This is a genomic window from Bradyrhizobium genomosp. I (2014), from assembly GCF_000261685.1.
GTDB lineage: Bacteria > Pseudomonadota > Alphaproteobacteria > Rhizobiales > Xanthobacteraceae > Bradyrhizobium.
Map to the genome: position 1 here is coordinate 1 of NZ_AJQE01000101.1, position 25,512 is coordinate 25,512.

Annotated in this window: 23 protein-coding genes; 9 read left to right on the plus strand and 14 right to left on the minus strand. The window is 65.6% G+C overall.

Annotated elements, in window-relative coordinates:
• Together IC50_RS09835 and IC50_RS09840 are read right to left on the minus strand one after the other, a co-directional pair.
• A partial coding sequence (locus IC50_RS09835; RefSeq protein ID WP_035703480.1) for a 2Fe-2S iron-sulfur cluster-binding protein occupies positions 1–216 on the minus strand: 216 nt, incomplete at its 3' end.
• 12 nt (positions 217–228) lie between these two features.
• A complete protein-coding gene (locus IC50_RS09840; RefSeq protein ID WP_035703482.1) occupies positions 229–1,437 on the minus strand; it encodes a cytochrome P450 in 1,209 nt (402 codons plus the stop codon).
• A gap of 83 nt (positions 1,438–1,520) precedes the next feature.
• Between IC50_RS09840 and IC50_RS09845 the strand changes: the two genes are divergently transcribed.
• Positions 1,521–2,027, plus strand: coding sequence for a MarR family winged helix-turn-helix transcriptional regulator (locus IC50_RS09845; RefSeq protein WP_035703484.1), 507 nt, complete (start codon positions 1,521–1,523; stop codon positions 2,025–2,027).
• Between the two features lie 363 nt (positions 2,028–2,390).
• Here IC50_RS09845 and IC50_RS09850 read toward each other — a convergent pair whose 3' ends face one another.
• Positions 2,391–4,247: a feruloyl-CoA synthase gene (locus IC50_RS09850; RefSeq protein WP_035703486.1), complete on the minus strand. Its 1,857-nt coding sequence runs from the start codon at positions 4,245–4,247 to the stop codon at positions 2,391–2,393.
• Between the two features lie 150 nt (positions 4,248–4,397).
• On the opposite strand from IC50_RS09850, the gene IC50_RS09855 reads away from it, so the two are divergent.
• Complete coding sequence (locus tag IC50_RS09855; RefSeq protein WP_035703487.1) at positions 4,398–4,892, plus strand: MarR family winged helix-turn-helix transcriptional regulator; 495 nt, start codon at positions 4,398–4,400, stop codon at positions 4,890–4,892.
• A gap of 191 nt (positions 4,893–5,083) precedes the next feature.
• Complete coding sequence (gene atzF / locus IC50_RS09860) at positions 5,084–6,889, plus strand: allophanate hydrolase (RefSeq protein WP_035703489.1); 1,806 nt, start codon at positions 5,084–5,086, stop codon at positions 6,887–6,889.
• A 144-nt stretch (positions 6,890–7,033) separates the two neighbouring features.
• Here the strand turns inward: atzF and IC50_RS09865 are convergent, their stop codons facing one another.
• From IC50_RS09865 to IC50_RS09905, 9 genes are all read right to left on the minus strand, one after another.
• A complete protein-coding gene (locus IC50_RS09865) occupies positions 7,034–7,756 on the minus strand; it encodes a GntR family transcriptional regulator (protein WP_035703491.1) in 723 nt (240 codons plus the stop codon).
• Positions 7,753–8,148: an oxalurate catabolism protein HpxZ gene (gene hpxZ, locus IC50_RS09870; RefSeq protein WP_035703492.1), complete on the minus strand. Its 396-nt coding sequence runs from the start codon at positions 8,146–8,148 to the stop codon at positions 7,753–7,755. Before hpxZ ends, IC50_RS09865 begins: the two co-directional genes overlap by 4 nt.
• Positions 8,149–8,171: 23 nt before the next feature.
• Positions 8,172–9,569 carry an AtzE family amidohydrolase gene (locus IC50_RS09875; protein WP_035703493.1) on the minus strand — a complete coding sequence of 466 codons (1,398 nt, stop codon included), beginning with the start codon at positions 9,567–9,569 and terminating at the stop codon, positions 8,172–8,174.
• A gap of 7 nt (positions 9,570–9,576) precedes the next feature.
• Positions 9,577–9,756 carry a DUF4089 domain-containing protein gene (locus tag IC50_RS09880; RefSeq protein ID WP_035703495.1) on the minus strand — a complete coding sequence of 60 codons (180 nt, stop codon included), beginning with the start codon at positions 9,754–9,756 and terminating at the stop codon, positions 9,577–9,579.
• A gap of 27 nt (positions 9,757–9,783) precedes the next feature.
• A complete protein-coding gene (locus tag IC50_RS09885) occupies positions 9,784–11,553 on the minus strand; it encodes a dipeptide ABC transporter ATP-binding protein (RefSeq protein WP_035703498.1) in 1,770 nt (589 codons plus the stop codon).
• Positions 11,554–11,827: 274 nt separating this feature from the next.
• A complete protein-coding gene (locus IC50_RS09890; protein ID WP_035703501.1) occupies positions 11,828–12,727 on the minus strand; it encodes an ABC transporter permease in 900 nt (299 codons plus the stop codon).
• Between the two features lie 3 nt (positions 12,728–12,730).
• Entirely contained in the window at positions 12,731–13,744 is a 1,014-nt protein-coding gene (locus tag IC50_RS09895; RefSeq protein WP_035703503.1) for an ABC transporter permease, read from the minus strand.
• Positions 13,745–13,869: 125 nt separating this feature from the next.
• Positions 13,870–15,492 (minus strand): ABC transporter substrate-binding protein, encoded by a 1,623-nt coding sequence (locus IC50_RS09900; protein ID WP_035703505.1) that lies wholly within the window; start codon positions 15,490–15,492, stop codon positions 13,870–13,872.
• Between the two features lie 216 nt (positions 15,493–15,708).
• On the minus strand, positions 15,709–17,103 hold the full coding sequence (locus IC50_RS09905; protein ID WP_081492400.1) for a caspase family protein: 1,395 nt from the start codon (positions 17,101–17,103) through the stop codon (positions 15,709–15,711).
• A gap of 323 nt (positions 17,104–17,426) precedes the next feature.
• On the opposite strand from IC50_RS09905, the gene IC50_RS09910 reads away from it, so the two are divergent.
• The 3 genes from IC50_RS09910 to IC50_RS09920 all read left to right on the plus strand — a co-directional run bounded on the left by IC50_RS09910 (position 17,427) and on the right by IC50_RS09920 (position 18,940).
• On the plus strand, positions 17,427–17,981 hold the full coding sequence (locus tag IC50_RS09910; protein WP_035703507.1) for a hypothetical protein: 555 nt from the start codon (positions 17,427–17,429) through the stop codon (positions 17,979–17,981).
• A gap of 12 nt (positions 17,982–17,993) precedes the next feature.
• Complete coding sequence (locus tag IC50_RS09915) at positions 17,994–18,476, plus strand: hypothetical protein (protein WP_035703510.1); 483 nt, start codon at positions 17,994–17,996, stop codon at positions 18,474–18,476.
• Between the two features lie 74 nt (positions 18,477–18,550).
• On the plus strand, positions 18,551–18,940 hold the full coding sequence (locus IC50_RS09920; RefSeq protein WP_157460936.1) for a hypothetical protein: 390 nt from the start codon (positions 18,551–18,553) through the stop codon (positions 18,938–18,940).
• An 85-nt stretch (positions 18,941–19,025) separates the two neighbouring features.
• Here IC50_RS09920 and IC50_RS09925 read toward each other — a convergent pair whose 3' ends face one another.
• Together IC50_RS09925 and ugpB are read right to left on the minus strand one after the other, a co-directional pair.
• Entirely contained in the window at positions 19,026–19,973 is a 948-nt protein-coding gene (locus tag IC50_RS09925; protein ID WP_035703514.1) for an aminoglycoside phosphotransferase family protein, read from the minus strand.
• Between the two features lie 190 nt (positions 19,974–20,163).
• Positions 20,164–21,504 (minus strand): sn-glycerol-3-phosphate ABC transporter substrate-binding protein UgpB, encoded by a 1,341-nt coding sequence (gene ugpB / locus IC50_RS09930; RefSeq protein WP_035703523.1) that lies wholly within the window; start codon positions 21,502–21,504, stop codon positions 20,164–20,166.
• Positions 21,505–21,783: 279 nt separating this feature from the next.
• On the opposite strand from ugpB, the gene IC50_RS09935 reads away from it, so the two are divergent.
• From IC50_RS09935 to IC50_RS09945, 3 genes are all read left to right on the plus strand, one after another.
• Positions 21,784–22,779: a TRAP transporter substrate-binding protein gene (locus IC50_RS09935; protein WP_035703526.1), complete on the plus strand. Its 996-nt coding sequence runs from the start codon at positions 21,784–21,786 to the stop codon at positions 22,777–22,779.
• 6 nt (positions 22,780–22,785) lie between these two features.
• Positions 22,786–24,864 (plus strand): sensor histidine kinase, encoded by a 2,079-nt coding sequence (locus IC50_RS09940; protein WP_035703516.1) that lies wholly within the window; start codon positions 22,786–22,788, stop codon positions 24,862–24,864.
• Positions 24,834–25,512, plus strand: a 679-nt coding sequence (locus IC50_RS09945; RefSeq protein ID WP_035703518.1) for a DUF3369 domain-containing protein, incomplete at its 3' end; no start/stop codon positions are given. The genes IC50_RS09940 and IC50_RS09945, both read left to right, overlap by 31 nt.

Below are 25,512 nucleotides of genomic sequence, written 5' to 3' on the forward strand. Positions count from 1 at the left end.
GAGCAGCGCGTCTTCGTCATCAGCCATGTCGGGCAGGCGCGCGAGCCAGCTGTCATCGACGTAGACGTGGCAGGTCGCACACATGGCGTTGCCGCCGCATTCGGACAGAATGCCGTCGAGGCCGTGATGGGTCGCGGCCTGCATGGCGCTCTCGCCGCCTGAGGTCTCCACGCGGTCGGACTTGCCGTCGGGATGAATGAAGGTAATGGCGGGCATCAGGACTCCTCGTCAGACCGGGGTGATGGTGACGGGCAGGCTGTCGAGCCCGCGCAGCGTGTTGTTGAAGCGGCGTTTCGGCTCGCCCGTGATCTCGATCTTCGCGATCCGACGTGCCAACGCCGTCAGCATCACCTCGCCTTCGAGGCGGGCGACGAGCTGGCCGACGCACATGTGGATCCCCGAGCCGAAGCCGACATGGCCGGAGGTGCGGCGGGTGATGTCGTAGCTGTCGGGCTGGTCCCAGCGCCGCGGATCGCGATTGGCGGCGGCGAGGAACATCAGCACCTTCTCGCCCTCGCCGATCCGCGCGCCCGACAGCTCGACCTCGCGCGTCGTGGTGCGGAAGAAGGTCTGCACCGGGCTTTCGAAGCGCACGGCCTCCTCGAACGCGTTGCGCGCCAGCGTCAGATCCTCGCGCAGGCGCAGCCATTGATCCGGGAAGCGCGCGAGGCAATAGATCGCGGCGCCGATGCCATTGACGGTGGTGTCAAGACCGGCCGACAGCAGTGAGCGCACCAGGAGCGGCGCTTCGGTCGCCGTGATGGCGCCGTCGTCGACCTGCGCATGAATGCAGGCCCCAAAGCCGCCCGGCGCCAGGTTCTCGCGCTGGCACTGCTCGGCAACATAGGCCTGGTGCGGTGCCGAGCGTTCGATCGCCTCCTGGCGCAACTGGTTGGGCGGACCGAACGCGTTGAACACGACGCTGGCATAGGGAATCAGATGCTCGCGGCCCTCGGACTTCAGGCCCAGCGCATCCGGAAAGATCGAAAGCGGATAGGCTTCCGCAAGATCGGCGATCGCATCGAAGCTGCGCTCATCCAGCAGCGCATCCACCCGCTCTTCCGCCGCGGCGGCAAAGCGGTCGCGCACCTGCTTCATCACGGTCGGCGACAGCACCTTCGACAGCACGGCGCGGGTGCGGGTATGCGCGGGCGGATCGGCCTCCAGGATCAGGCTCGGCGGCCGCCATGGCGTCTCCTTCCTGAAGTCGGATAGGCCGACGCCACGGCTGGAGCAGAAGGTGGCGGGATCGTTCAAGACGGCATGGACCTCGGCATAGCGCGCCACGCCGTAGACCTTCCATTTGTCGAGATAGACGACCGGCCCCGCCTCCCGCAGCTGCTCATGGGTGGGATAGGGGTCGGCAAAAAATTTCATGTCGAAGGGGTCGACGTCGAGATGCGGGACACCCGATCCCGCGGAGCCGGATGCGCTCATAGGAGACCTCCCTGATTTTGATCTTGTGAAAGGACGGCGCATGCCCTTAGGTCGGCGGGTCCGCCGCGAGTCAGAAACCCGATATGCCGCCGTCTTCGACCAGAGTCCGCCAGAAGCCCGCGCCCACGGATGTGGGACCGACGCTCGATCTCGACCGCTACGTCCCGGCGTTCATCACCTTCATCGCCAACAAGCTTTCGAACAGCGCGACCGCCTTCTATCAGAAGCAGTTCGGCGTCAACGTCACGGAATGGCGGATCATGTCGCTGCTGGCGATCGAGCCCGGCATTCCGGCCTCGCGAATCTGCCACGTCATTGGCTTCGACAAGGGGCCGGTGAGCCGGACACTGGCGGGACTGGAGAAACGCGGGCTGGTGTCGATCCGTACCGATCCGAACGACGGCCGCACCCATTCGATCTCGCTGACGGCGAGGGGCCGCACCATCCACGACAAGGTGATTGTCGCGGCGTTCGAACGTGAGCGGCGCCTGTTGTCCTGCCTCGGCAAGGACGAGCGCGAGGTGCTGATTGATCTGCTGCGCCGGCTGCACGAAAACCTCGGCGCGGTCACCGGCAGCCCCGAGACCTGACGGCCGCCTTCCGTCACGTCCAGGCATGCGCCGGCGTTTGCCGCCGGCAGCGTTCGGGCCGAGCATCGTTTCCTCCAGGATCGGACGCGGCAGTTTCCCCGCCGTCATCGCTGCCTGGAACGGTTCGCATAAATTAGTTGCTTAGGCAACAAAAGAATCAGGAATATATTGCGGCAGGGTGGCTGGCGCATTCGACCATCAGATCGTGTGTCCCGGACGCGCTGCAGCGTGAAACGCTGCTGCGCAGAGCCGGGACCCAAGCAGCCGCGCGGACGAGGACAAATGGGCCCCGGCGCAGCAGCGCATCACTTACGTGCTGCGCTCCGTCCGGGGCACGAGAGCAGTACGCGCGGCAACGGCGCGCTAGCCGGCGCAGCCGATCCATTCCGCCGACGCATCGTCGTTCAGCCGCGTCACCGCATCGGCACGGCGCGTCAGCACGGCGCGCTGGTTGATGTAGCCCTTGTCGGTGATCTCGCCGTCGTCGACCGAAGGCGGCTCGGCGAGCAGCAGCGCGCGCGTGGCGTGACCGGAGGAGTTGCCGCTCTGCCGTTTCAGCCTCGCCAGACCCTGCGCGATCGCGGTCCTGACCTTGTCATGCGCGAGCACCTCGCTTGCGCCCGCCATTTCCGGCAGCCCGGCATGAACGCGGCAGGCCGCGATATTCGGAAACACGAGGAAGCGCACCTCATCGCCGCCATGGCCCGCAACGACGATGTCCTGCGCCAGCGGCGCCAGCGCGGCGATGCCGGCGACGCGCAGCGTGCCGACGCTGACCCAGGTGCCTGAATTGAGCTTGAAGTCTTCCGCGACGCGGCCGTCGAAGAACAGGCCGCGCTCGGGCCGCGCGCCGTCGGCAAGCTTCACGGCGTCGCCGATCAGATAGAAGCCCTCATCGTCGAACGCCTGCCTGGTTAGTTCCGGCGCCTTCCAATAGCCCGGCGTGACATTGGGGCCACGCACCCGCACCTCAAGCTTGTCGCCGGAGGTGACGAGCTTCAGTTCGGTCCCGGGTATCGGCACGCCAATGTTGCCGGAGCGTTCTGCGAGGAAATGGCAGTCGGTGGCGAGCGGGGAAGTCTCCGTCGAGCCCCAGGCCGAGACCAGCGGCAGCGTGCGACCCACGGTCTTGGTCGAAAGCTCTGCCAGGGCCTCCCAGAGATTCTGCGGCAGCGCGGCGCCGGCGTAGAAGGCGAACTTCACCTCGTTGAAGAAGCGGCGGCACAGTTCCTCGTCGCTGCGAAGCGCCGCGATCAGCATGTCGAAGCCGCGCGGCACGTTGAAATAGACCGTCGGCATCACGCTTCTGAGGTTCGCCAGTGACGTCGCGAATAGGCCGGGCGCGGGCTTGCCGCCGTCGATATAAAGCGAGCCGCCGTTGCGCAGCACGAGGTTGAAATTGTGGTTGGCGCCGAAGGTGTGGCTCCAGGGCAGCCAATCGAGAATGACGAGATCGCCGCGCCCCGGCTGCAGGAAGGTCCAGGTCTGCGCCTTGGCTTGCTGGCTCGAGGTCAGCATGCGCTGGGTGTTGATGACGGCCTTGGGCGTACCGGTCGAGCCCGAGGTGAACAGGAATTTTGCGATCGTGTCGGGGCTCACCGCGGCGAAGGCCGTTGCGACATCGCCCGTTTCAGGCATTGCCGCGACATCACGGAAGGCGAGCGCATCGGCATCGCCGGCATTGCCGCTGATGATCTGCGCTGTGTGCAGCGGCTTGATCGCAGCCAGCGCCGCGGCAAACGGCTTTGTCGCGGAGACATAGATCGCGCCCGGCTGAAGCAGCGAGATCATGCTCTTGAGCTTGTCGAAATCCTTCGACATCAGCGAATAGGCCGGCGAGATCGCGGCCGAGGGAACGCCGACATGCTGGGCGGCCAGTGCGAGCAACGCGTGATCGATGCTGTTGTCGGAGAGGATCACGACGGGGCGCTCGGCGCTGAGCTCTTGCGCCAATATCCAGGACGCCGCCGCGCGGACCCGCCGCAGGGCACCCGCGTAGGTCATGGTGGCCCAGGGCGTATCGGCGCTGTCACGCTCGGCGAGGAAGATCGTGTCGGGCGTTTGCCGCGCCCATTGCTCCAGCCAGTCGCCGATGCAACGCGCGCTGTCGCCCAGCGGCTCGGGCGAGCGCAGCAAGATGCTGCCGTCGGCGCGATGCTCGGCAACGGTCCTTGGCGTTGCGAACAGGCCTGTGGCGTCACCGCGTGCGGCGGCTGTCATGGTTTTCCTCCTCGCCCGACGTTCCGGATCGGACGCAGCCTCGCTCCGGGCTGCTTTGGCCATAATGTTGGGCAGAACAATTGTTGTCGTCAACAACAATCTCCCGCTCGCGCTGCCGAAGCGCTAGGGTTGCCCGGCGGGAGACACGATGTGACAGCCAGCGCAACCCAGACGGCCACACGCAAACGCGCCGGCAACGGCACTGCGCGGCGGACCGACGCGGACGAGATCGGCCTCGACGCGCTGGTCGGCCACGCCGGCTATGCGGTGCGGCGCTTCCAGATCTGGATCTTCCAGGACTTCGTCAAGACGCTCGGCGAGGTCGACATCCGGCCGACGCAATATTCGGTGCTGACGGTGATCGGCGCCAATCCGGGCCTGTCGCAGATGGCGGTGGCAAAACGCCTCGGCATCGAGCGCGCGCGGCTGGTGCATCTGCTCGACAGCCTCGAACAGCGCAGGTTCGTCAAGCGCATCAAGTCGAAGGAGGACCGGCGCTCCCACGCCTTGCACCTCACCGCGCAGGGAGAGGCGGCGCTGGCGAAGTTCAAGCGGCTCGCCGCCGAGCACGAGCGGCACGTCGAGGCGAAAATCGGCAAGGAAAACCGGGCGCACCTGCTCCGGATCCTCGCCGGCTTCACTTGATCGACTGCCCACAACTTGGGCAAATGCACGTCGCAAGCCCTGATGCGACAGCCCACGCGCCCGGCAGGATATCCCACAAGCCACTGATCGCACGATAATATCCTGAGCGATGGATTCGCCCGGATAATGTACACAATGGCACATCGCTTGCTTCACTCCGGGCGAAGCCAGATTGCCGGAGTTTTGTCGCCATGGGGGCTGAGCAGCCTGAAACGATCGCCGCGATTGTGGCCGCGCATCGCGCGGGCACGATGACGCCGGCGCAGACGGTCGCGCGGACCTATCAGCGCATCCGCGACCACAACGATCCCGCGGTGTTCATCAGCCTGCGCGACGAGAAGGACGCGATAGCGGAGGCCGAGAAGCTTGGGACGAAAGATGCCGGCAGCCTGCCGCTCTACGGCGTGCCGGTCGCGGTGAAGGACAATATCGACGCGCTGGGCTTTCCGACCACGGCGGCCTGCCCGGCTTTCTCCTACACGCCGACGCACGACTCGACCGCGGTGGAGCGGCTGCGCGCGGCCGGCGCCATCATCATCGGCAAGTCCAATCTCGACCAGTTCGCAACCGGTCTCGTCGGTGTGCGTTCGCCCTACGGCATTCCCAGGAATTCGATCCGCGACGATCTCGTTCCCGGCGGCTCCAGCTCGGGCTCGGCCGCCGCGGTCGGCGCCGGGCTGGTGCCGCTGTCGCTCGGCACTGATACCGCCGGCTCCGGCCGCGTGCCCGCGATGCTCAACAACATCGTCGGGCTGAAGCCGAGCCTCGGCATGATCTCGACCGCGGGGCTGGTGCCGGCCTGCCGCACGCTCGACTGCATCTCGGTGTTCGCGCTGACCGTGGACGATGCCGCCCTCGCGCTATCGGTGATGGCGGGGCCGGACCAGGCCGATCCATTCTCGCGCGACCGGCCGCTAGGCGCGATCACGCCGTTGCCCGCAAATCTGCGTCTGGGCGTGCCGCGCGATGGGCAGCTGATCTTCTTCGGCGACAAGAAGGCGGAAGCCGCTTACGCCGACGCACTGAAGCGATGGACTGCGCTTGGCGCTGCATTGGTCGAGTTCGACCTCGAGCCGTTCCACGAGACGGCGCGGCTGCTCTATGAGGGTCCCTGGGTCGCCGAGCGCTATCTCGTGATCAAGGACCTGCTCGCCTCCGCGCCGGATGCGATCCATCCGGTGACGCGCGAGATCACCGCGGGCGGCGCGCGGCTGACGGCGGCCGAGACCTTTTCGGCGCTGTATCGCCTGCAGGGCCTGCGCAAGATCGCCGAGCGGACCTTTGCAGGCATCGACGCGCTGGTGCTGCCGACGGCGCCAACGGCCTATACGACTGCGCAGGTGCTCGCCCACCCGATCGAGCTCAACAGCCGCCTCGGCACCTACACCAATTTCGTCAACCTGCTCGACCTCTGCGGCCTCGCCGTGCCGGCATCGATGCGCAGCGACGGCATTCCGTTCGGCATCACGCTGCTGGCGCCCGCAGGACGCGATGCAATGCTGGCGAGCATCGGCCGCGTCTTCCATGCAGATACCAAGCTGACCGTCGGCGCGAAGGGCGTGGCGCAGCCATCGCTCGCAGCGCTTGCCACCAGCAGCAGCGACGAGATTCCGATCGCGGTGGTCGGCGCGCACCTCTCCGGCATGGCGCTGAACGGCGAATTGACGACGCTGAACGGAAAGCTGATCGAGGCAACGAAGACTGCGCCGGATTACAAGCTCTATGTGCTCAAGACCACGCCGCCGAAACCGGGCATGCTGCGCGTGGAGACCGGCAAGGGCGCCGCGATCGAGCTGGAGCTCTGGTCGCTGTCGTCGTCCGCGTTCGGTAAGTTCGTCAACGCAATTCCGGCGCCGATGGCGATCGGCACGATCCGGCTTGCGGACGGCCGCAGCGTGAAGGGCTTTCTCGTCGAGCCGGAGGCGTTGGGCGATGCCCGCGATATCACGGCGTATGGGGGATGGCGGAAGTTCATGGCGGAAGCCGCGACGGCGTAGGTCTCGTGTCCCGGGCGCAGCGCATCACGCAGTGGTGCGCTGCTGAACCGGGGCCCATGGAGCCGCTGTGCGAAATGGATAGATGGGTCCCGGCTCTGCGGAGCAGAGCTACGCGCTGCACCGCGTCCGGGACACGAGCGGGCCCTACACCGACACCGCATAGATCTCGTATTCCCCGCGCACCAGCTCGATATGCGCGCGCATCGCCGCGGCGGCGCCCTGCTTGTCGCCGCGCATGATGGCGACGACGACGCGGTCGTGCTCGGCCTGCGACTTGGCGAGGCGGCCGAGATTGCGAAACTGGGCGCGGCGGAACGGCTGCACGCGGACGCGGGTGGCCAGCGTGATCTCGGCGATGTAGCCGTTCTGCGAGCCCGCATAGATCGTGTTGTGGAAGCGCTCGTTGACCTCGTGGAAGCGCTCGGGATTGCCGGCGTAGCTCAGCAGCCGCAGCTCCTCGTGGACGGCCTCAAGCGCATGGCGTTCCGCAGGGGACATGCGCTCGGCGGCAAGGCCGGCGCACAGCGCCTCGAGCTCCGCCATCGCCTCGAACATGGCTTTCAGCCGCTCGACGGATGGCTGCGCCACGACCGCGCCGCGGTGGGCACGCGCTTCGACGAGCCCGCTTGCGGCCAGCTGGCGCAGCGCCTCGCGCACCGGCGTGCGCGAGACGTTGAAGCGCCGCGCGATGTCGGTCTCGTCCAGCGGCGAACCCGGGGCCAGGGCGCCGCGCACGATCTCGTCGGCGAGTTGAAGCCGCAGCTCCTCGGCGCGCGTGACCTTGTGCACGCTGGGCTGCGCCCGGTCGACGCGCGGCACCACCGGCTCGGCCGGCAATGTTCCCTGCGGAAGATCGTCAAGCGTCATACGGTCTCTTTCGGCTCGTCGATGATGCTGACATGAGCTGCGACGACGCGCCAGCCCTCCGGGAAGCGAATCCACGTCTGCATCTGCCGGCCGACCTTGCCGGGCGCCGTGTCGCGATAGAACAAGGTGGAGGCCACGGCCGTGTCGCGGCCATAGCTGGTGATCACCGTCTTTGCGGTGCGCCGGTTCAACCCGACCGGCGAGCGGGCGGCGCGGAAGCCGGAGATCGCCTCATAGCCATAGAGGTTTTCGCCGATGCCGTAGCGCAGCGTACGGGGGTCGTTGCGAAAGAGCTCGCCGAGCACGGCGACGTCGTTGCCGACGAGGGCCTGCTCATAGCGCTCGAACGCGGCTTTGACTTCCGCGATCACCTCGGGGAGATCGATCTCCATCTCAAATTCCTCTTAAAGTCCGCTCACAGTCCCCTTGGCGCGGGCGCGGCGGCCACGCCCATCTTTTCCAGCGTGTGAGCAACGCGGAGCGCAATGTCCTCGCGCCAGGGCGCCGCGATGATCTGCACGCCGATCGGCAGCGGTTCGAGCGGCACCGGCACCGCAACGACCGGCAGGCCGACGAAAGAGATCGGCTGGGTGTGGATGCCGATATTGGCGCGGACCGGAAGCTCGACGCCGTCGAGGTTGAAATTCACCTGGCCGAGTTTCGGCGCGGTGCAGGGCGTCGCCGGCGCCAGCAGCACGTCGACCGATTTGAAGATCTCGGCAAGCTGCCCGCGATACCAGCGGCGGAATTTCTGCGCGCGATCGACCAGCGGCGCCGGCACCATGGCGCCCGCGATCAGCCGGTCGCGCACGGCAGGATCAAAGTCGTTCGGGCGCTTGCGCAGGCGGTCGAGATGCAGCGACGCGCCTTCGGTGGTGGTGATGACATAGGCCGCGGCACGGGCGCGCGAAGCCTCGGGGATGTCGACCACTTGCGTTGCGCCAAGCGCCTTGGCGACGCGGCCGACGGCTTCGACCGCTTCGGGGAACACGTTTTTCTGGAAGTGACCGCCGGCGACGGCGATGCGTAGATCCGAGACCGGATTGGCGAGCAGCGGCAGCGTCGGTTCCAGCCCGCGCATGGTGCTGCAGGCGCTGTCGTCGGCATCCGGTCCCTGCATCACGTCGTAGGCGAGCGCAAGGTCGGTGACGGAGCGCGCGAACGGGCCGAGATGATCGAGGCTCGCGACGAACGGGAACGAGCGCGCGCGCGACAGCCGGCCATAGGTCGGCTTCAGGCCAAAGATGCCGCAGAACGAGGACGGCACGCGGATCGAGCCGTTGGTGTCCGAACCGAGCGCGATCGGCACCAGCGCGCCGCCGACGGCGCTGCCCGAACCACCCGACGAGCCGCCGGTCATCCGCGTCGTGTCATGCGGATTGCGCGAGGGGCCGTCATGGACGTTCTCGCCGGTGAAGTCGTAGGCATATTCGCCCATGTTGAGCGCGCCGACCAGAACTGCGCCGGCGGCTTCCATCCGCTCGATCAAGGTTGCGTCGCGCTTGGCGGGCGCAAGGTCGCGGTTGATCTTCGAGCCCGCACGCGTCGAAAGGCCTGCGACATCGAACAGGTTCTTCACCGCAAACGGCACGCCCGCGAGCGGGCCGACTTCCTTTCCCGCCGCGATATCGGCGTCGATCGCGCGTGCTTTCGCGCGGGCCCGATCGGCGGTGACGTCGGTGAAGGAATTCAGAATGGTGTCGTGCTGCCTGATGCGCGCGAGAGCTGCTTCGGTCGCATCGAGCGCGGACATCTTGCCGCCCGCAACCGCGCTTGCGATCTCGGAGGCCGTCATCTCTGGCTTGCTGGTCATGGCGGCGTCAGGCGGTGAAGATCGGCGCCGGCTCGGTCTCGTCCGGCAGCGCGAATTCGTCGACCATGCGGCCAAGCCGCAGCGAGACTTCGAGGTTGGCGCGCACCGCAGGCCTCCAGGCCTCCTCGATCGGCAGCGCCAGCGCTTTCGATACGGCGTCGATATAATCGTCCAGCGGCTCGGCCATCACGCGTCCCAAACAATCGATGCACTCTTAGTGCACCTGCAACGGCGGATGCGGGATCGCCGTCAGCAGCTCCTTGGTGTAGTCGTCCTTGGGATCGCCCAGGACCTGCTCGGAAGAGCCTTCCTCGACGATCCGCCCCGTCCGCATCACAATGACACGATCGCACAACAAGCGCACCACATTCAAATCATGCGAGACGAACAGATAGCTCATACCTAGCCGCGCCTTGAGATCCTGCAGCAGGTTGAGGACGACGGCCTGCACCGAGACGTCCAGCGCCGCGGTCGGCTCGTCCAGGATGACGAGCTTGGGATGCAGCGCGATCGCCCGGGCGATGCCGACGCGGGCCTTCTGGCCGCCGGAGAGCTGGTGCGGGAAGCGATCGAGCAGATTGTGCGGCAGGCCGACCATGGTGGCCAGCTCCTCGCAGCGGGCGCGGAGCGCGTCGCGTCCCTTGATGTCGCCCAATTGCATGATCGGGTCGGCGATCGCGCGCGCGGCGGTGAAGCGCGGATTGAGGCTGTCGGTGGGGTCCTGGAACACCATCTGGATCCGGCTTCGCTGCGGCATCCGGGCAAAGGCTGATGGCGCGATGCCGGAGATGTCCTCGCCGTCGAACTGGATCAGGCCGGAGGTCTGGTCGAGGAGCCGCATCACCATCATCGACGTCGTCGACTTGCCGCAGCCGGACTCGCCGACGAGACCGACGCTCTCGCCAGCGCGAATCGAGAAGCTGATGCCGTCGACGGCGCGGAACACATCCGGCTCGACCGGCGGCTTGCGGCCCAACAGCTTTCCGAGCACGGCGGTCGCGCCCTGACGGGGATATTCCTTGACCAGCTTGTCGACGAGGAGGAGTGGTTTTGAACTCTCGTCACCCCCGGGCTTGACCCGGGAGTCCATCGACGGAGAAGAGTCTTGCGAAGCGGGATGGAAGGCCGGGTCAAGCCCGGCCATGACGGTGGCGCCCTCCTCCTCCGGCAACAGATCGCGCAACGACACACCCAGCCGCGGCGTCGCGCGCATCAGCTTCCTGGTGTAGGGGTGCTGGGGGCTCGCGAAGATGTCGGCGGCTTTCGCGGTCTCGACCACGCGGCCCTTCTCCATCACGACGACGCGGTCGCAATAGGCGGCAGCGAGGCCCAGGTCGTGCGTGATCAGGATGGTCGACATCGCGCGGCGCCTGGTCAGCTCGACGATCAGATCCATCACCGCCTTCTGCGTGGTGACGTCGAGGCCGGTGGTCGGCTCGTCCGCGATCAGGAGCTGCGGATTGCAGGCCAGCGCAAGCGCGATGACGACGCGCTGGCACATGCCGCCCGACAGCTCGAACGGATAGGCGTGGTAGCGCTCGCGCGGGCGGGCGATCTTGACCTGCTCCAGCGCCTCGATCGCCTTCTCGCCGTGATCGGCCACCTGGGCCTGCTGCACATGGGTGCGCAGCACGTCCTCGATCTGGTCGCCCACTTTGCGGATCGGATTCAGCGCCGCGCGCGGGTTCTGGAAGATCATCGAGACTTCGCGGCCGCGCAGGTCGCGCATCTGGTCTTCGGTCGCGGCCTTGACGTCGATGCCGGAGAACATCACCGAGCCCTCGGCGATCCGCCCCGCGCGATCGAGAATGCGCATCACCGCGTAGGAGGTCACCGACTTGCCGGAGCCGGATTCGCCGACGATGGCGAGCGTCTCGCCCTTGGCGACGGAGATGTCGACGTGCTGCACGGCTTTGACGATGCCGCGGCGGGTGGTGAATTCGACGGTGAGGTCCTGGACGTCGAGCAGCGGCTGGGCGGTCATGCGGGCCCCCGGTCACTCAAAAAGTGCGAAAACAACTCCATGCACAGTAGAATGACATTGAAATCATTGATGAATTTCGACATGAAATTTGAGCGTGAGGAAGGCACCGGCCTCTCGCTCCCTCCCCCCTTGCGGGGTCCGAGGCGAGCGAAGCTCGCTCTCGAGGTCGGGGAGAGGGGTGGCCCCGGGAGAGGTCGGAGTTCGTGGCTACCCCTCTCCCCCGCCCTCCCCCGCAAGGGGGGAGGGAGCGCAGCGGTGATTGTGGAACCAACCATCACGTCCTCCGCTGGGGATCGACGATGTCGCGCAGGCCGTCGCCGAGGAGGTTGAAGCAGAACACGGCGATCATCAACGCGAGGCCGGGGAACAGCGCGATCCACCATTCTCCTGACACCATGAAGCCCGCGCCCTCCGCGACCATGATGCCCCATTCGGCGGTGGGCGGACGGACGCCGAGGCCGATGAAGGAGAGGCCGGCGGCATTGAGGATGGCATAGCCCATGGTCAGCGACATCTGCACGATCATGATCGGCATGATGTTCGGGAGAATGTGCACCAGGAGGATGCGGAATTCGCCGTTGCCTGACAGCCGCGCCGCCTGCACGAAGCCGGCGTTGCGGCGGACATTGGCCTCGGCACGCGCCACGCGGGCATAGAGCGGGAAGTTGACGATCGCGGTGGCCAGGATGATGTTCTGCACGGTGTTGCCGAGCGCTGCGACGATGCCCATGGCGAGCACGAACAGCGGGAAAGCCATGATGGTGTCGGCGATGCGGCCGACGATGCGGTCGGTCCAGCCGCCGAAGTAACCCGCGGCGATGCCGGCGAGCCCGCCCATCAGGAACACCAGCGCCACCGAGGCGACCGCGATGAAGACGTCGAGCCGGGTCGCGACGATGACGCGGCTGAAGATGTCGCGACCGAGCTGGTCGGTGCCGAACCAGTGCGCCACGGACGGCGGCTTCAACGCGGCGGCCGTGTCGGAGGCGAGTGGATCGTAGGGAACGACATACGGGCCGAAGATTGCCGCGGCGAGGATCAGGATCAGCAATGCGAAGGCAAAGCCCGTGATCTTGTTCTCGCTGAGGACATAGCGGGTCTGTTCGAGGATCGCGGCAAGGCCGGAGGTTCGCGCGGGACCGACCGGCTCAACGGCAGGCGCAACGGAGCTCATGGTTCAGCCCTCCAGCCGCACGCGCGGATCAATCACGCCGTAGAGAATGTCGATGATCAGATTGAGCAGCACGTACATCACCGCCATGGTCAGCACGAAGCCCTGCACCGGCGCGAAGTCCGACGAGATCAGCGCCTCCACGGCGTAGGAGCCGATGCCGGGCCAGGCGAACACTTTCTCGACCAACACGTTGGCGCCGAGGAGGAACGAGAACACCATGCTGAGCGTGGTGATGACCGGCAGCATCGCGTTGCGGAACGCGTAGGTGACGATGACGGTCGCCGGCGACAGGCCGCTGGCGCGCGCGGTGCGGACGAACTCGGACGCGAGCACCGCCAGCATCGAGGCGCGCGTCATGCGCGCGATTGGCGCCAGCGAGAAGATCGCGAGCGTGGTCGCGGGCAGGATGAGCTGGCTCAGCGCCGAGCGAAACGCCTCGAAGTCGCGCGCGATCAGCGTGTCGATCAGATAGAAGCCGGTCACCGTCGGCGGCGCACTGTAGAACACGTCGAGACGGCCGAGCGGCGCGGGCGACCAGCCGAGGCGGAAATAGAACACATAGACCAGCACGAGGCCGGTGAAGAACACCGGCAGCGACACGCCGGCCGTGGTCGTCACGCGGCAGAGATGATCGATCCATGATCCCGGCCGCGTCGCAGCGAGCACACCGAGCGGAATGGCGATCACGACCGAGACGATGAGGCCGAGCAGGGTCAGCTCGGCCGAGGCCGGCAGGCGATTGCGGATCTCGGCCGCGACCGGCTGGCCCGTGGTGAGCGAGTTGCCGAAATCGCCATGGGCGAGGTCGTTGGTGTAGCGGAAGAACTGCTCGATCAGCGGCTTGTCGAGGCCGAGCTTCTTGCGGATCTGCTCGACGGCTTCTTTCGTCGCGGCCGGGCCGGCGAAATAGGCCGCGGGATCGCCGGGCAGCGCGCGCGTCAGCAGGAAGGTGACGATGACGACGCCGATCAGCGAGGGGATCGCGAACATCAACCGCTTGCCGATCATGGTCAGCATGGGGCGCGCTCCGCTTGCGCGAATGGCGAATGGCGAGTGGCGAATGGATATTCGCACTTGGCGGTCATCACGTTCCCCTATTCGCTATTCGCCAATCCCCACTCGCCAATCCCCAGTCGCTCCTCTCACCCCTTCGCCATCGCGCGATAATCCAGGCGGCGGTGGAACCAGTACTGGTAGCCGCTGACGTTCTTCTGCATCGCGACATTGACGAAGGGCTGGTACAGCGGGATGCGCGGGATATCGGTGAAGGCGAGATCGACGAAGCCCTTTACGTCGGCATCGTAGGCCGCCTTGTCACCCGCTGCCGCAGCCGTGCGCGCGCCGTCGATCAGCTTGTCCATCTCCGCCGACTTGTAGCTCATGGTGTTGAAGACGGAATTGTTGCCGTGATAGCACCAGTAGAAGAAGTATTCGGGGTAATCGAGCCAGCCCGAGAACACGTTGGTGAAGAGCGGCATCTCCTTCTTGTTCAATTCGGTTCGCCAGTTGGCGCCCGGCACCTTGTTGATGGTGGTCTTGATGCCGATCTGAGCGAGAGACTCCTGCACCAGCACGCAGAGCGGCTCATTGACGCCGGCGAAGTTGAGGTCGAACGAGATCGTGGTCTCGAAGCCGCCCGCGTAGCCGGCCTCGGCCAGCAGCGCCTTCGCCTTGTCCATGTCGGTGTTGTATTTGTGTGGCTGCGGCCAGGCGACCTCGGTCGGCTTGTCCTTGGGTGCCCCGAACATCGGGTTGGCGAGGCCGAACATCACCGCGTCCATGATCTTCTGATAGGGCAGCGCGTAGGCCACCGCCTGACGCACCTTCGGATTGTCGAAGGGCGGCTTGGTGACGTTCATGCCGATATACTGAATGCCGTTGGAGAACGGCAGCGACACCACGTTGAGCTTGCCGTTGGCCTTCATCTCCTGGAAGTCCTTGTTCGGCAGCTCGTAGGAGATGTCGGCATCGCCGCGCTCCAGCAGCGCGCGGCGGTTGCCGGCCTGGGGCACCATGCGCCAGATCACGCGCTTGATCTTCGGCAGCGGACCGCAAACCCAATCGTCGTTGCGCTCCATGATGACCTCAGTGCCGGCCGTCCACTTCACCACCTTGTAGGCGCCGGAGCCCGCGGTCTGCTGCTTGGTGTATTCGAGGCCCCACGGGTCCTTCTCGCTGGCATGCTTCTTCACCAGCTCCGAATTGACGATGCAGGGCACGATCACGGCGAGATCGGGGATCGTCAGCCTGTCCTTCTTCAGGAAGTCGACGCGCACCGTATGATCGTCGATCACGACGAACTGCTCGGGCTTGGTGAGCGAGCCCGCACTCATCTGGAAGGTGGGGAAGCCGCCGACGCTGACGGCGCGGTCGAGCGACCATTTGACGTCCTTGGCGGTGACGGGCGCGCCGTCGTGAAATTTGGCGTTCTTGCGCAGCTTGAAGGTGACCGACTTGTCGTCGATCTTGAACTCCTCGGCGAGTTCGCCCTTGAACTTGTCGCGGTCGTAATAGGGCACGCCGCCGGGACCGCTCTTCATCTCGTGGCTGATCAGGCGGTCGTAGCAATTCCAGGACACCTCATAGCCGGGCACGTTGGTGCCGACGCCGTGGATGTCGAGATTGTTGGGGCCGCCCTCCGAGACGATCAGCAACGTCTCCGAGCGGGCGTCGGCATAGGCGGTGGAGATCGATGATGGCATGGCCGGAAGCGCCGCGCCTGCGGCCAACCCGGAAACGGACTTGAGGAAATCGCGGCGCTTCATGAAATCGCTCCAACACAAGTTTTTGGTTGGAGCCGGATTCGCAAGGTTTATGCCAGAGCTTGGGGGACTCCACTTGCCGTATAACCCACTGAATAATCAGCAGGATATTTCTTGGGGCGAATCCATGGTCGGACTCTTGGGGTATGGCATTGCATACAAATGCGGTAATTTGCTCATAAAATAGACTGGACGGAGCAGCTGCCCACTAGGCGGGCGCTACTGACAGAAGTCCTCGTTGTTCACGCGCAGGCAGCGCGGCACTGCAAGCGTCCTCCGCCTGCTACAGCCGTCCTGGCTGTCCACCTTCTTGAGAGCACGCAGCGCCGCCATGGTCGGCCGGTACCAGAGGAAGTGTTCGTCGGAGAGCCGTGAGGCCCGGCGCAGGCCTTGGATTGTGGCGGCATCGAACACCCCGGCTTGCTCGCCGCCCAAGCATTCGAGCCGCACCAGCTGTGCCTGGATCAGCAGCACCAGCTCGTGACCCTCATAGGTCGGCCCGGCGCTGTCGAGCACCGTGATCTCGCGCAGGCGCGAGGCCGCAGCTTGCGCCTCATCCGCCTCGGGCGTGTCGGGAAACAGCGCGGCGACGAGATCATAGGCTTCGGGCGTGCGAGTTCGCCGCGCGCGATCGAGGACCAATGACGCGGCTCCGGGCCCGCTGTTGGCCGCCCCCCTTCTCTGCTCGGCAGCCGCGGCGCGCGCCTCGTCAGCTTCGGGGCTCGCAGGAAAACGGTCGATCAGGAGATCGTACAGCGCTACATTGCCGGTCTCCTTCGCCGCCGCGAGTAATTGCGCGGCCTGGCTCGGCGGAGGCGGTGGCGGCACGAAAAAGAAGTCGAGCTCGAGCGAGGTGGATTCCCAGGGGATCTGCTGTTCGCCGGTGGCGAGCCGCACCTGGCGGCGCACGCTCTTGAACACGTCCTCCAGCCGCTCGCCGGGCACGATCATCGCCTCCGCGAGCGCCCTGCTGTAGGGGCTGTGGCCATCCTCTCCGTCGAGAGCCGGCTTTCCGGATCCGGTGGCTGATGCGATAAAGACGCCGTAGACGGCACCCATCGGCACCAGCCCGGCCGCACCTAGCGCGACGGCCGGAGGAAACGGATTGTCGCGGCAGGCATCGATGATGAGAATGTTGAGCGCATTGCCTGCACTGGACAGGCGATCAGCGATGCGTTTGACGCTGAGGGATTGCGGCACGATATCGGCGCGCTTCCGGATGTCGGCGTTGACGGGCACGAGGTAGTTGACACCGTCGCTCTCGACGCCATGGCCGGCGTAATAGAGCACAGCAACGGTCGCGGGTCCGCGCATCTTCACTTTCTGAGCGAACTCGTCAACGTCCTGCCACAGTCCTTTCAAATCACGGTCGGCCGCTGAGGTCACTTCGAAGCCTGTCTGGAGGAGCCTGTCCGCGATCAGCTCCGCATCGCGCCCCGGATTGGCGAGCGTACCAAGCTTTGTGTAATGCGAATTGCCGATCACAAGCGCCAGCCGCGGCGCCGAATCGGCCACAGGCTTGCGCGCCTCGGCTGCGGCTTGCGCGAGGCCTGTGGTCAGCGCCACAAGCGCGACCGCCAACACCACCAAAAGACGACTTTCTTGCATCACCATCGTGCCATCATCCACGGCAGACGATACGCAAATGCCGGCGACCTGTCTCCCCGGTCAATGAAGGCGAGTGGAGGGCCGCCACTTTCCCCCATTTCCTCTTTCCGGACTCTTTGTCGGGAGGCAGGGCGAGCGAGTAGCGACAATTTCTGACCCCCACGGCCTTCCTACAGGAGAGAGGCGGCGACGTCGTAGCGTCCGACCGAAATAGCTCCCCTCGACGGCGCATCGAAATCTATCTAGGATTGAATTTTTAGGAATCATTTTCGCCTTCCATGCCCCGCCAGCCTCCCCGTCTCATCCAATTCGTCCTGCCCCGACTGACGATGTCCATCGCTATCATTCTGGCCATCCTGCAAACCCTGCCGGCCTCGGCCGGCGTGCTAAGCGGCCGCGAATTCCAGAACCTGATCGCCGGCGGCCCGGAAGGCACAACCATCGTATTTCAGGGCGGGACCGACAAGATCTTCTACTCGCCGAGCCTGAAGAACCGGCTGCGCCAGAGTGGCGAACTCGGCCCGGAATTCCTCAAGCAGAAAATCCTGCAGAACACCGTGACCGAGGGCACCTTCATCGGCGCGACGATTCAGGGCGGCAAATGGCGCACAATTTCCGGGATTGCCGGCATCGCCGCCGATTCCGACAGCGGCCATGGCGTCCTGACGCTGCTCCAGACCTTTCCTGAAGACACCAGCATCAAGGCGTTCCAGAAGCGCGACCGGCTTTATGCCGTCGTCATCGTCGAGGACGCGCCAAGTGGCGTGGTGTGCCGCAGATCACAGTGGGAGCATCTGTTCGCGCTTAAGGGTGAACCGAGGCTGACGACGGTGCCGTGCGAATTCACGGTCGGCAACGCGGTGACACCAAGCACACCGCAATAAGGGGGACTTTTCATGACGACACTCATTCTCGGCGCCGGCAGAGGCTTCCGGCACACCGCCTTGCGCATGCTCGCGTTTGTCTTGCTGGTAATGCTGGGCGCCCTGGCTACTGACCGCCAGGCATCTGCTTCCACCGTGCTGATCGCCGCGGCGAACACGGCCAGTTCCGGTCTCTCGGGGTGCAACACAAGCCAGGGCAAGGCTCTCTACAATTGCGTCGCCGACGTCCTGGAGCGCATGGCCAATGACGTCAATTCGATCAGGGTCGGAGAGACGCAACGGGCGCTGCTGACGGCGGCCAGTCAGCTCCGTGCAGCCAATAGCAAGGCGCAGGCGCTCTCCGCGATCACGCAATGCCAGGCCGCAATCGCCGGCGCGCTGCGACAGGTTAAGGCCGCGAACGGCATGATGGTGCCTGGATGGGGCGACCACGGGCTTTCGTCGATCGCGGGCGTGCTGGCGAAGGCCGTGAGACTGATCCAGGCCAAGGGGTAAGCACCGAGAGAGATTGCCTCATGATGTCGGGACAGAAATCAATTCGATCGACCGGGAGGGGCCTGCGGATCCTCATGGCCTTGCTGCTCATCACCGCAGCTCCATTGAGCATCGGCCCGGCGCACGCGGGATCAGCCGCCGAGGTCGGCCAGACGGGCCTCAATGCCTGCAGCGCGAATGCAGGCAAGCCGCTTTACGACTGCGTCGCGAACGTGCTCGACAAGATGAGCAATAGCCTTGACGAAAGAGCTCCACCGGAAGCGCGAAGCGCGCTGCAGAGCGCAGCGTCCCAGTTGCGTGCCGCGAGCAATAAGGCTCGGGCTCTCGCCGCCATCTCGCAATGCCGTTCGGTGTTCGCGGGCATCATCCAGCGGTGGAAGGCGGAGGGAAAAACGACCACCGGCTTTAGCGCCATCGCCGGCGTCTTGAGCAAAGCGATTCAACTGATTCAGTCTAAAGGTTAGCAGGCGATAAGCGACGGCCGTCATTCGGAGGGCGACCCGCAGCATCGAGCACGGAATGACAAGGGAAGCGTGGAGCGGGGGGCAATCACGCCGGCCAAATCAATTCCTGCAATTCGACCAGATTACTCGCCTGCTCCTGCCAGCCCTCGATACAGATGTGGCCGTTGAGATCGCTGGCACGGTGCAGCAGCATCAGGGCCATCAGCCGACGCTTGAGTGCGAAGTCCGCCCTCGCATAGCCAAAGCCTTCGAGCAGGCTCTTCACCCGGCCCGGCCGGCCCGCCGCCATGGAGGCGCTGGGGCCGAGCAGGTCGTAATCGCGCCATCCCGCCAGCACGTCGCCGAAGTCGAACAGGCCGGCGAGCGACCACTGGCCGTCATCGCAAGTGAGCAGGAAGTTCTCCGGAATGTATTCGCCGATCAGGATCACCGGCGGCGCATCCATCGGAATGAGCTCTGCGGCATCGCGCAGGAAATCGTCGAGGCCTCTCAGGAATTTCGGCGCAAGGCCAAGACGCGTATGCCGGGCCTTGCAGCCCTGCATCTGCCGACGCATGAAGTCGGCCCAGCGCGGCTCGACGCTTGCGAGCGGACCGAGCGGCGCGCGCTGCACCGACGCGATGGTCTCGCCGATCTGGCGCAGCACGCGCTCCTTCTGCTCTTCCGGCAGGCGCGGCCAGACCTCCGAGCCGAGCGTGCCGGCAAGGCGCGTGATGACGAGATAGGGCCAGCCGTCCCGCACCCCTTCCGCGACGATCTCGGGGATCGGCAAATGCAAGCGGCCGGCAAGCTGCGTCAGCGAGCCGCGCTCCGAGACGAATTGTGCGCGCAAGAGCGGCGGGAAGATCTTCAGGATCAGCCTGTCGCCAAGCCCGATCACGAGATTGGTGCCCGTCGCAAAGACATGTGGTGCGCCGACATCGAGACCATGGTCGCGCGCGATGTCGAGCGCGATGGGCAACCATCGCGAGGGATCGGAGCGGAAGGCGCGAAAGCTCTCGGCGTCGGTGAAGTGAGGCAGTGGCTTCGACATCGTCACTTTCGTCGCATTCAAACCAGTGTGCCCGCGGCCATCCTTCGAGACGCCCGCTTCGCGGGCTCCTCAGGATGAGGGCGGGAGTGTGCGGCAGCAGTTTTAGCGAGCACCAATGGTGCTTAGCCTCATCCTGAGGAGACCGCGACAGCGGTCCTCTCGAAGGACGAGGCGCGCGCTCCGCTCCCCGCTACCTGTCCGGACTTGCGCGCTCGAACTGACGCAGCAGCTTGTTGCCGCGCTCGACGGCGGAATCCAGCGCGGCTTGCGCGCTCTTCTGGCCGGCAAAGGCTTGCTCGAGCTCGTCCTCGATGGCCCCGCGGATCAGGACGAAGGAGCCGAGCCGGATCCCCTTGGAGTTCTCCGTCGGCGGATGCAGCGTGATCTCCTCGAACGAGATCGCCGCACCCGGGTTGCGCTCGTAGAAGCCCTGCGAGCGCGTGAGCTCGTAAGCGGCGCGGGTGACCGGCAGATAGCCGGTGTTCCGGTGCCAGGCAGCCTGCACGCCGGGCTGCGACAGATAGGCGAAGAACCGCGCCACGCCCTTGTATTCCTTGCGGGGACGGTCGCGCAGCACCCACAGCGTGGCGCCGCCGATGATCGAGTTCTGCGGCGCGGACTTCACGTCGGGCCAATAGGGCATCATGCCATAGCCGATCTCGAACTTCGAATTCGCCTTGATGTCGGCCCGCGTCGCGGAGGAGCCGATGAAAATGCCGCATTCGCCTCTCTGGAAGCGCGGCTCGGCCGCCTGGCCGCGTCCGCCATAGTCGAACACCCTGGTCTTCTGCCATTCGGCGAGCTGGGCGACGTGACCCACGAGAACGGGATTGTTGATGGTCAATTCCGCATCCAGCCCGGCAAAGCCGTTGCCGCGGGTCGCCAGCGGCAGATTATGGAAGGCGGAGAAATTCTCGACATGGATCCAGGACGGCCAGGACGTGGTGAAGCCGCAGGCCGCGCCACGGTCGCGCAGGCGCTTCGCGGCCGCCGCCAATTCAGGCCAGGTCTTCGGCGGCACCTCCGGATCGAGGCCCGCCTCGCGGAACATGGTCTTGTTGTAATAGAGGATCGGGGTCGAGGAATTGAACGGGAACGACAACAGGTTTCCGGCCGCATCGGTGTAGTAGCCGGAGACCGCGGGCAGGTAGTCGCCCAGCGAAAACGGCTCGCCCTGGTCGCGCATCAGGCTGAACACCGGATAGATCGCGCCCTTGGCCGCGGTCATGGTCGCGGTGGCGACCTCGTTGACCTGGACGATCGCCGGCTGGCTGCGCGAGCGGAAGGCGAAGATCGCTGCCGTCACCGTCTCGGTGTAATTGCCCTTGTAGGTCGGGACGATGCGGTAGTCCGGCTGCGAGGCGTTGAAGTCGGCGGCGAGCTTTTCCAATTGCCGGCCGAGCTCACCGGACATGGCGTGCCACCACGCGATGTCGGTGGCGGCACGCGCAGGGGCGGCCAATGAGAGCGCCGCGAGGGCGGCGGCGAGCTGCAAGAGGCGCAATGCTGAGGTCACGATGGCTCTTCCCATGCCGCGGTCGACGAGACCGCTGCCCTGCTTAAGGCGCGGCATTTGCGGTTTCAACCGGGAATGAGACCCAGTCGCGCCGCACAATCGGCCCGCGGAGCCGGGCGGGATGGCCTTCCCTTTACCATCCGCTGGAGCCCCGTTCGGATCGGAACGGGGCTCCAGATTCTTAATTTGACGCGTTTTCTTCACGCGAACCGGTATCCACTTCGCTGGAAAACGCTTTAGATTGCATTGAACCTTTTCCTTCCCGCCTTAGACTCCACCACTGAGGGGTTGAGTGTGCCAGTGCTGAGCCGTGCCGAACTCTCGCGGACCGGGGTGATTTTCGTCGTGCTTCTGCTTGCCGTCTGGACGACGGGCGCCGTTGCGCGCGAATTTCGCGCCGCCGATACCCAGACCGAGGATTACCCGACCGTCCAGGCGCTGCACTACATGGGCGCACTGATCGCCGAGCGCACCAAGGGCCGGCACGAGATCAAGGTGTTCCACTCCCGTCAGCTCGGCGAGGAAAAGGAGACCATCGAGCAGACCCGGGCCGGCGCGATCGACCTCAACCGGACCAACGTGGCGCTGATCGGCAATTTCGTCCCGGCCATGAACGTGCTCGCGATGCCGTTCCTGTTTCGGTCCATCGAGCACATGCAGAAGGTGCTGGACGGGCCGATCGGCAGCGAGATCCTGAACAGTTTCGAGCCCTACGGCTTCGTCGGACTCTGCTTTTACGATTCGGGCGCGCGGTCGATCTACAATGGCGTCCGCCCGGTGAGGAGTGTCGCAGACCTCAAGGGGTTGCGGATTCGGGTGCAGCAGTCGGAGTTGATGAGCCAGATGATCCGTTCGCTCGGTGCCGAGCCGGTCGAGCTGCCTTACGGACAGGTGCTCACCGGGCTTGCCAACCATCTGATCGACGGCGCCGAAAACAACTGGCCATCCTTCGTGACGACAGACCACTACAAACATGCCGGCCACTACACGCTCACCGAACACACGATGAGCCCGGAGGTGCTGGTGATCTCGCTGAAGGCCTGGCAGAGCCTGTCGCCGGACGACCAGACGATCTTCCGGGAAGCCGCGCAGCGCTCCAGCCGATTCATGCGCGAGAAATGGCGCGACCTCGAGGAGCAGTCGCAGCGCAAGGCGCAGGAAGCGGGCGTGACCATCATCAAGGACATCGATCGCAAGCCGTTCGAGGAGGCGATGGCCCCGATCTACGCCAAGGCCGGACGCGATCCCGCGGCAGCCGCGCTGATCGAACGCATTCGCAAGGTGGAGTGACGCCTGTTGGCTGCGCCTGGACATAGCGAACACGCGGACAGGCCGCCCGGCCCGCTCGGGCAGCTGCGCGCGCGAGTCGTTGGCGTGCTGCGGGCGGTGCCGATCCGCTGGCGCATCCTGTCGATCGCCGCGCTGAACTCCGCCGTGGTGGTGGTGCTGGTGGCGATGATCTGGAACGGCGCTCAGGTGCTGGGCTCGGCCTGGGACGACGTGCGCCAGGTGCGCGAATCCGACCGCATCCTGGCGCTGCTCGAAAGCGAGACCGGGCGCCTGCAGAACCTGATCCACCGCTACATCAACCAGCCGAGCCCGGACCTGTTCGCCGAGATCCTCTTGCTGCGTGAGGCGGTGCTGGGCACGCTGACAAACCGCGCCGCCAAGGACCCGATGCTGTCGGGCTCGGTCGAGGAGCTGGAGCGCACCACCGATCGCTTCCTCAACGGCTTCGGCGAGCTGCGCAGCGTGCAGGCGACCATCGCCAAGACCTATGAGGAGCAGGTGCAGGGCCCGGCCAAGGACATGGCCGGTCTCTATTCCATCATCGAGGGCGCCACCGGCCATCGCGACGCGCTGATCTGGCCCTCGCTCGGCAAGTCCCGCGAGGCCTTCACCGCGATGCTGGTGGCGGCCAATTCCTATTACCTGTCGCTGTCGTCAGGCGCGGCCGACGACGCGCGGCGCAACACCGAGACGATCGAGAAGACCATCCCCGTGATGATCGATCTCGCCGACAACGACCTGCAGCGCATGGCGCTGCAAAAGCTCGCCGACCGCACCGCCGCGCTGCGCGAGGGTTTTGCAAGGCTCTCCGAGCAGCTTGCGAGCCGGACCGAGCTGCTCCGCAACACCATCGATGCCAGCCAGGCCGAGGCGATCGGCGCCATCGACGACCTCTCGACCAAGATGCGCCAGCGCGAGCAGAAGGCGCAGGAGACCTTCGACCGCACGCTGGCCAATATTTCCCGCCGGGTGCTGTCGATCGCGGTGATCTTCCTCGGCATCATCCTCACCGCGGGCGTCTTGATCGCACTGTCGATCCGCCTGCCGCTGCAGCAGATCATGGCGGCGATGCGCGCGATCACGCTCGGCGACCTCGACCGCGAGGTGCAGGGCACGCGTGCGCGCGACGAGGTCGGCGCCATGGCGCGCGCGGTGGAGGTGTTCCGCGAGAACGCCATCGCCAAGCGCCAGACCGAGGACGAGCTGCGCGCGTCCAAGGAGAAGGCCGAGAGCGCGCTGCTCGAGCTCAACACCGCGCAGCAGAATCTGATCGACGCCGAGAGGCTCGCCGCGCTCGGCGGCCTCGTCGCCGGCGTCGCGCACGAGGTCAACAACCCGATCGGCATCAGCCTGACGGTCGCCTCCAGCCTTGCCCGGCGCACCGAGATCTTCGAGGCCCAGCTCAAGGGCGACGGCGGCTTGCGCCGCTCGCAGCTCGAGGAGTTCGTGCAGTCCTCGCGCGACGCCTCGCAGCAGCTCGTCGCCAATCTCCAGCGCGCAGGCGAGCTGATCCAGTCGTTCAAGCAGGTCGCGGTCGACCGCTCGCATGCCGAACGACGGCAATTCAGCTTAAGCGAAGCCACCGACCAGATCATCGCGAGCCTGCGCCCGGTGCTGAAGCGTTCGCCGATCACGCTCGAGGTCGACGTGCCCGAGGGGCTGCTGCTCGACGGCTATCCTGGCTCCTATGGCCAGATCCTGACCAACCTTTTCCTCAACGCCGCCAACCACGCCTTCGCCGACGGGCGCGCCGGCACGATCACGATCTCGGCGCGGCCGCGCGGAACCGACGACGTCGAGATCAGCTTCACCGATGACGGGGCCGGCATGACCCCCGACGTGCAGCGCCAGGCCTTTGACCCTTTCTTTACCACCCGTCGCAATGAAGGCGGCACGGGACTTGGCCTGCATATCGTCTATAACCTCGTCACCCAGCAGCTCGGCGGCCGCATGATGCTGGAATCCAAGCTGGGACAAGGCACTACTTTTCGCATTATCATGCCCCGGGTCGCCAAGGGCGGCGCGCAAAGCACCGAAAGTGACGGATCTTCTCAATGGCCGAACAGGACGATGTCCTCCACCTGATCGACGATACCGGTACCGCGTCGGAGGATAGCAACGCCCGGAAATGGAAGATCGCCGTCATCGACGACGATCCGGCCGTGCATGACGGCACGCGCTTTGCTCTCTCGGATTACAGCTTGAACGGCCAGAGCCTGGAGATCCTGTCGGCCTATTCCGCGGCGGAAGGCCGCAAGCTGATGGCCGAGCACGGCGACATCGCCGCCGTGCTGCTCGACGTCATCATGGAGACCGACGTCGCCGGCCTCGAGCTGGTCGAGTACATCCGCAACGAGATCAGGAACGAGACCGTGCGCATCATCCTGCGCACCGGCCAGCCCGGCCAGGCGCCGGAACGGCGCGTGATCGTGCAGTACGACATCAACGACTACAAGGCCAAGACCGAGCTCACCGCCGACAAGCTGTTCACCTCGCTGACCGCGGCGCTGCGCTCCTATCAGCAGCTCGAACGCATGGTGCAGACGCGCCGCGGGCTCGAGATCATCATCGATGCCGCCTCGACGCTGTACGACTTCAAGTCGATGCAGCGGCTCGCCGAAGGCGTGCTGACCCAGCTTGCCTCGCTGCTCAACGTCGATTGCGCCGGCATCCTGGTCTTGCGCGACAATGGCGGGGTCGATCCCGAGCTCTCGGTGCTCGCCGGCAGCGGCT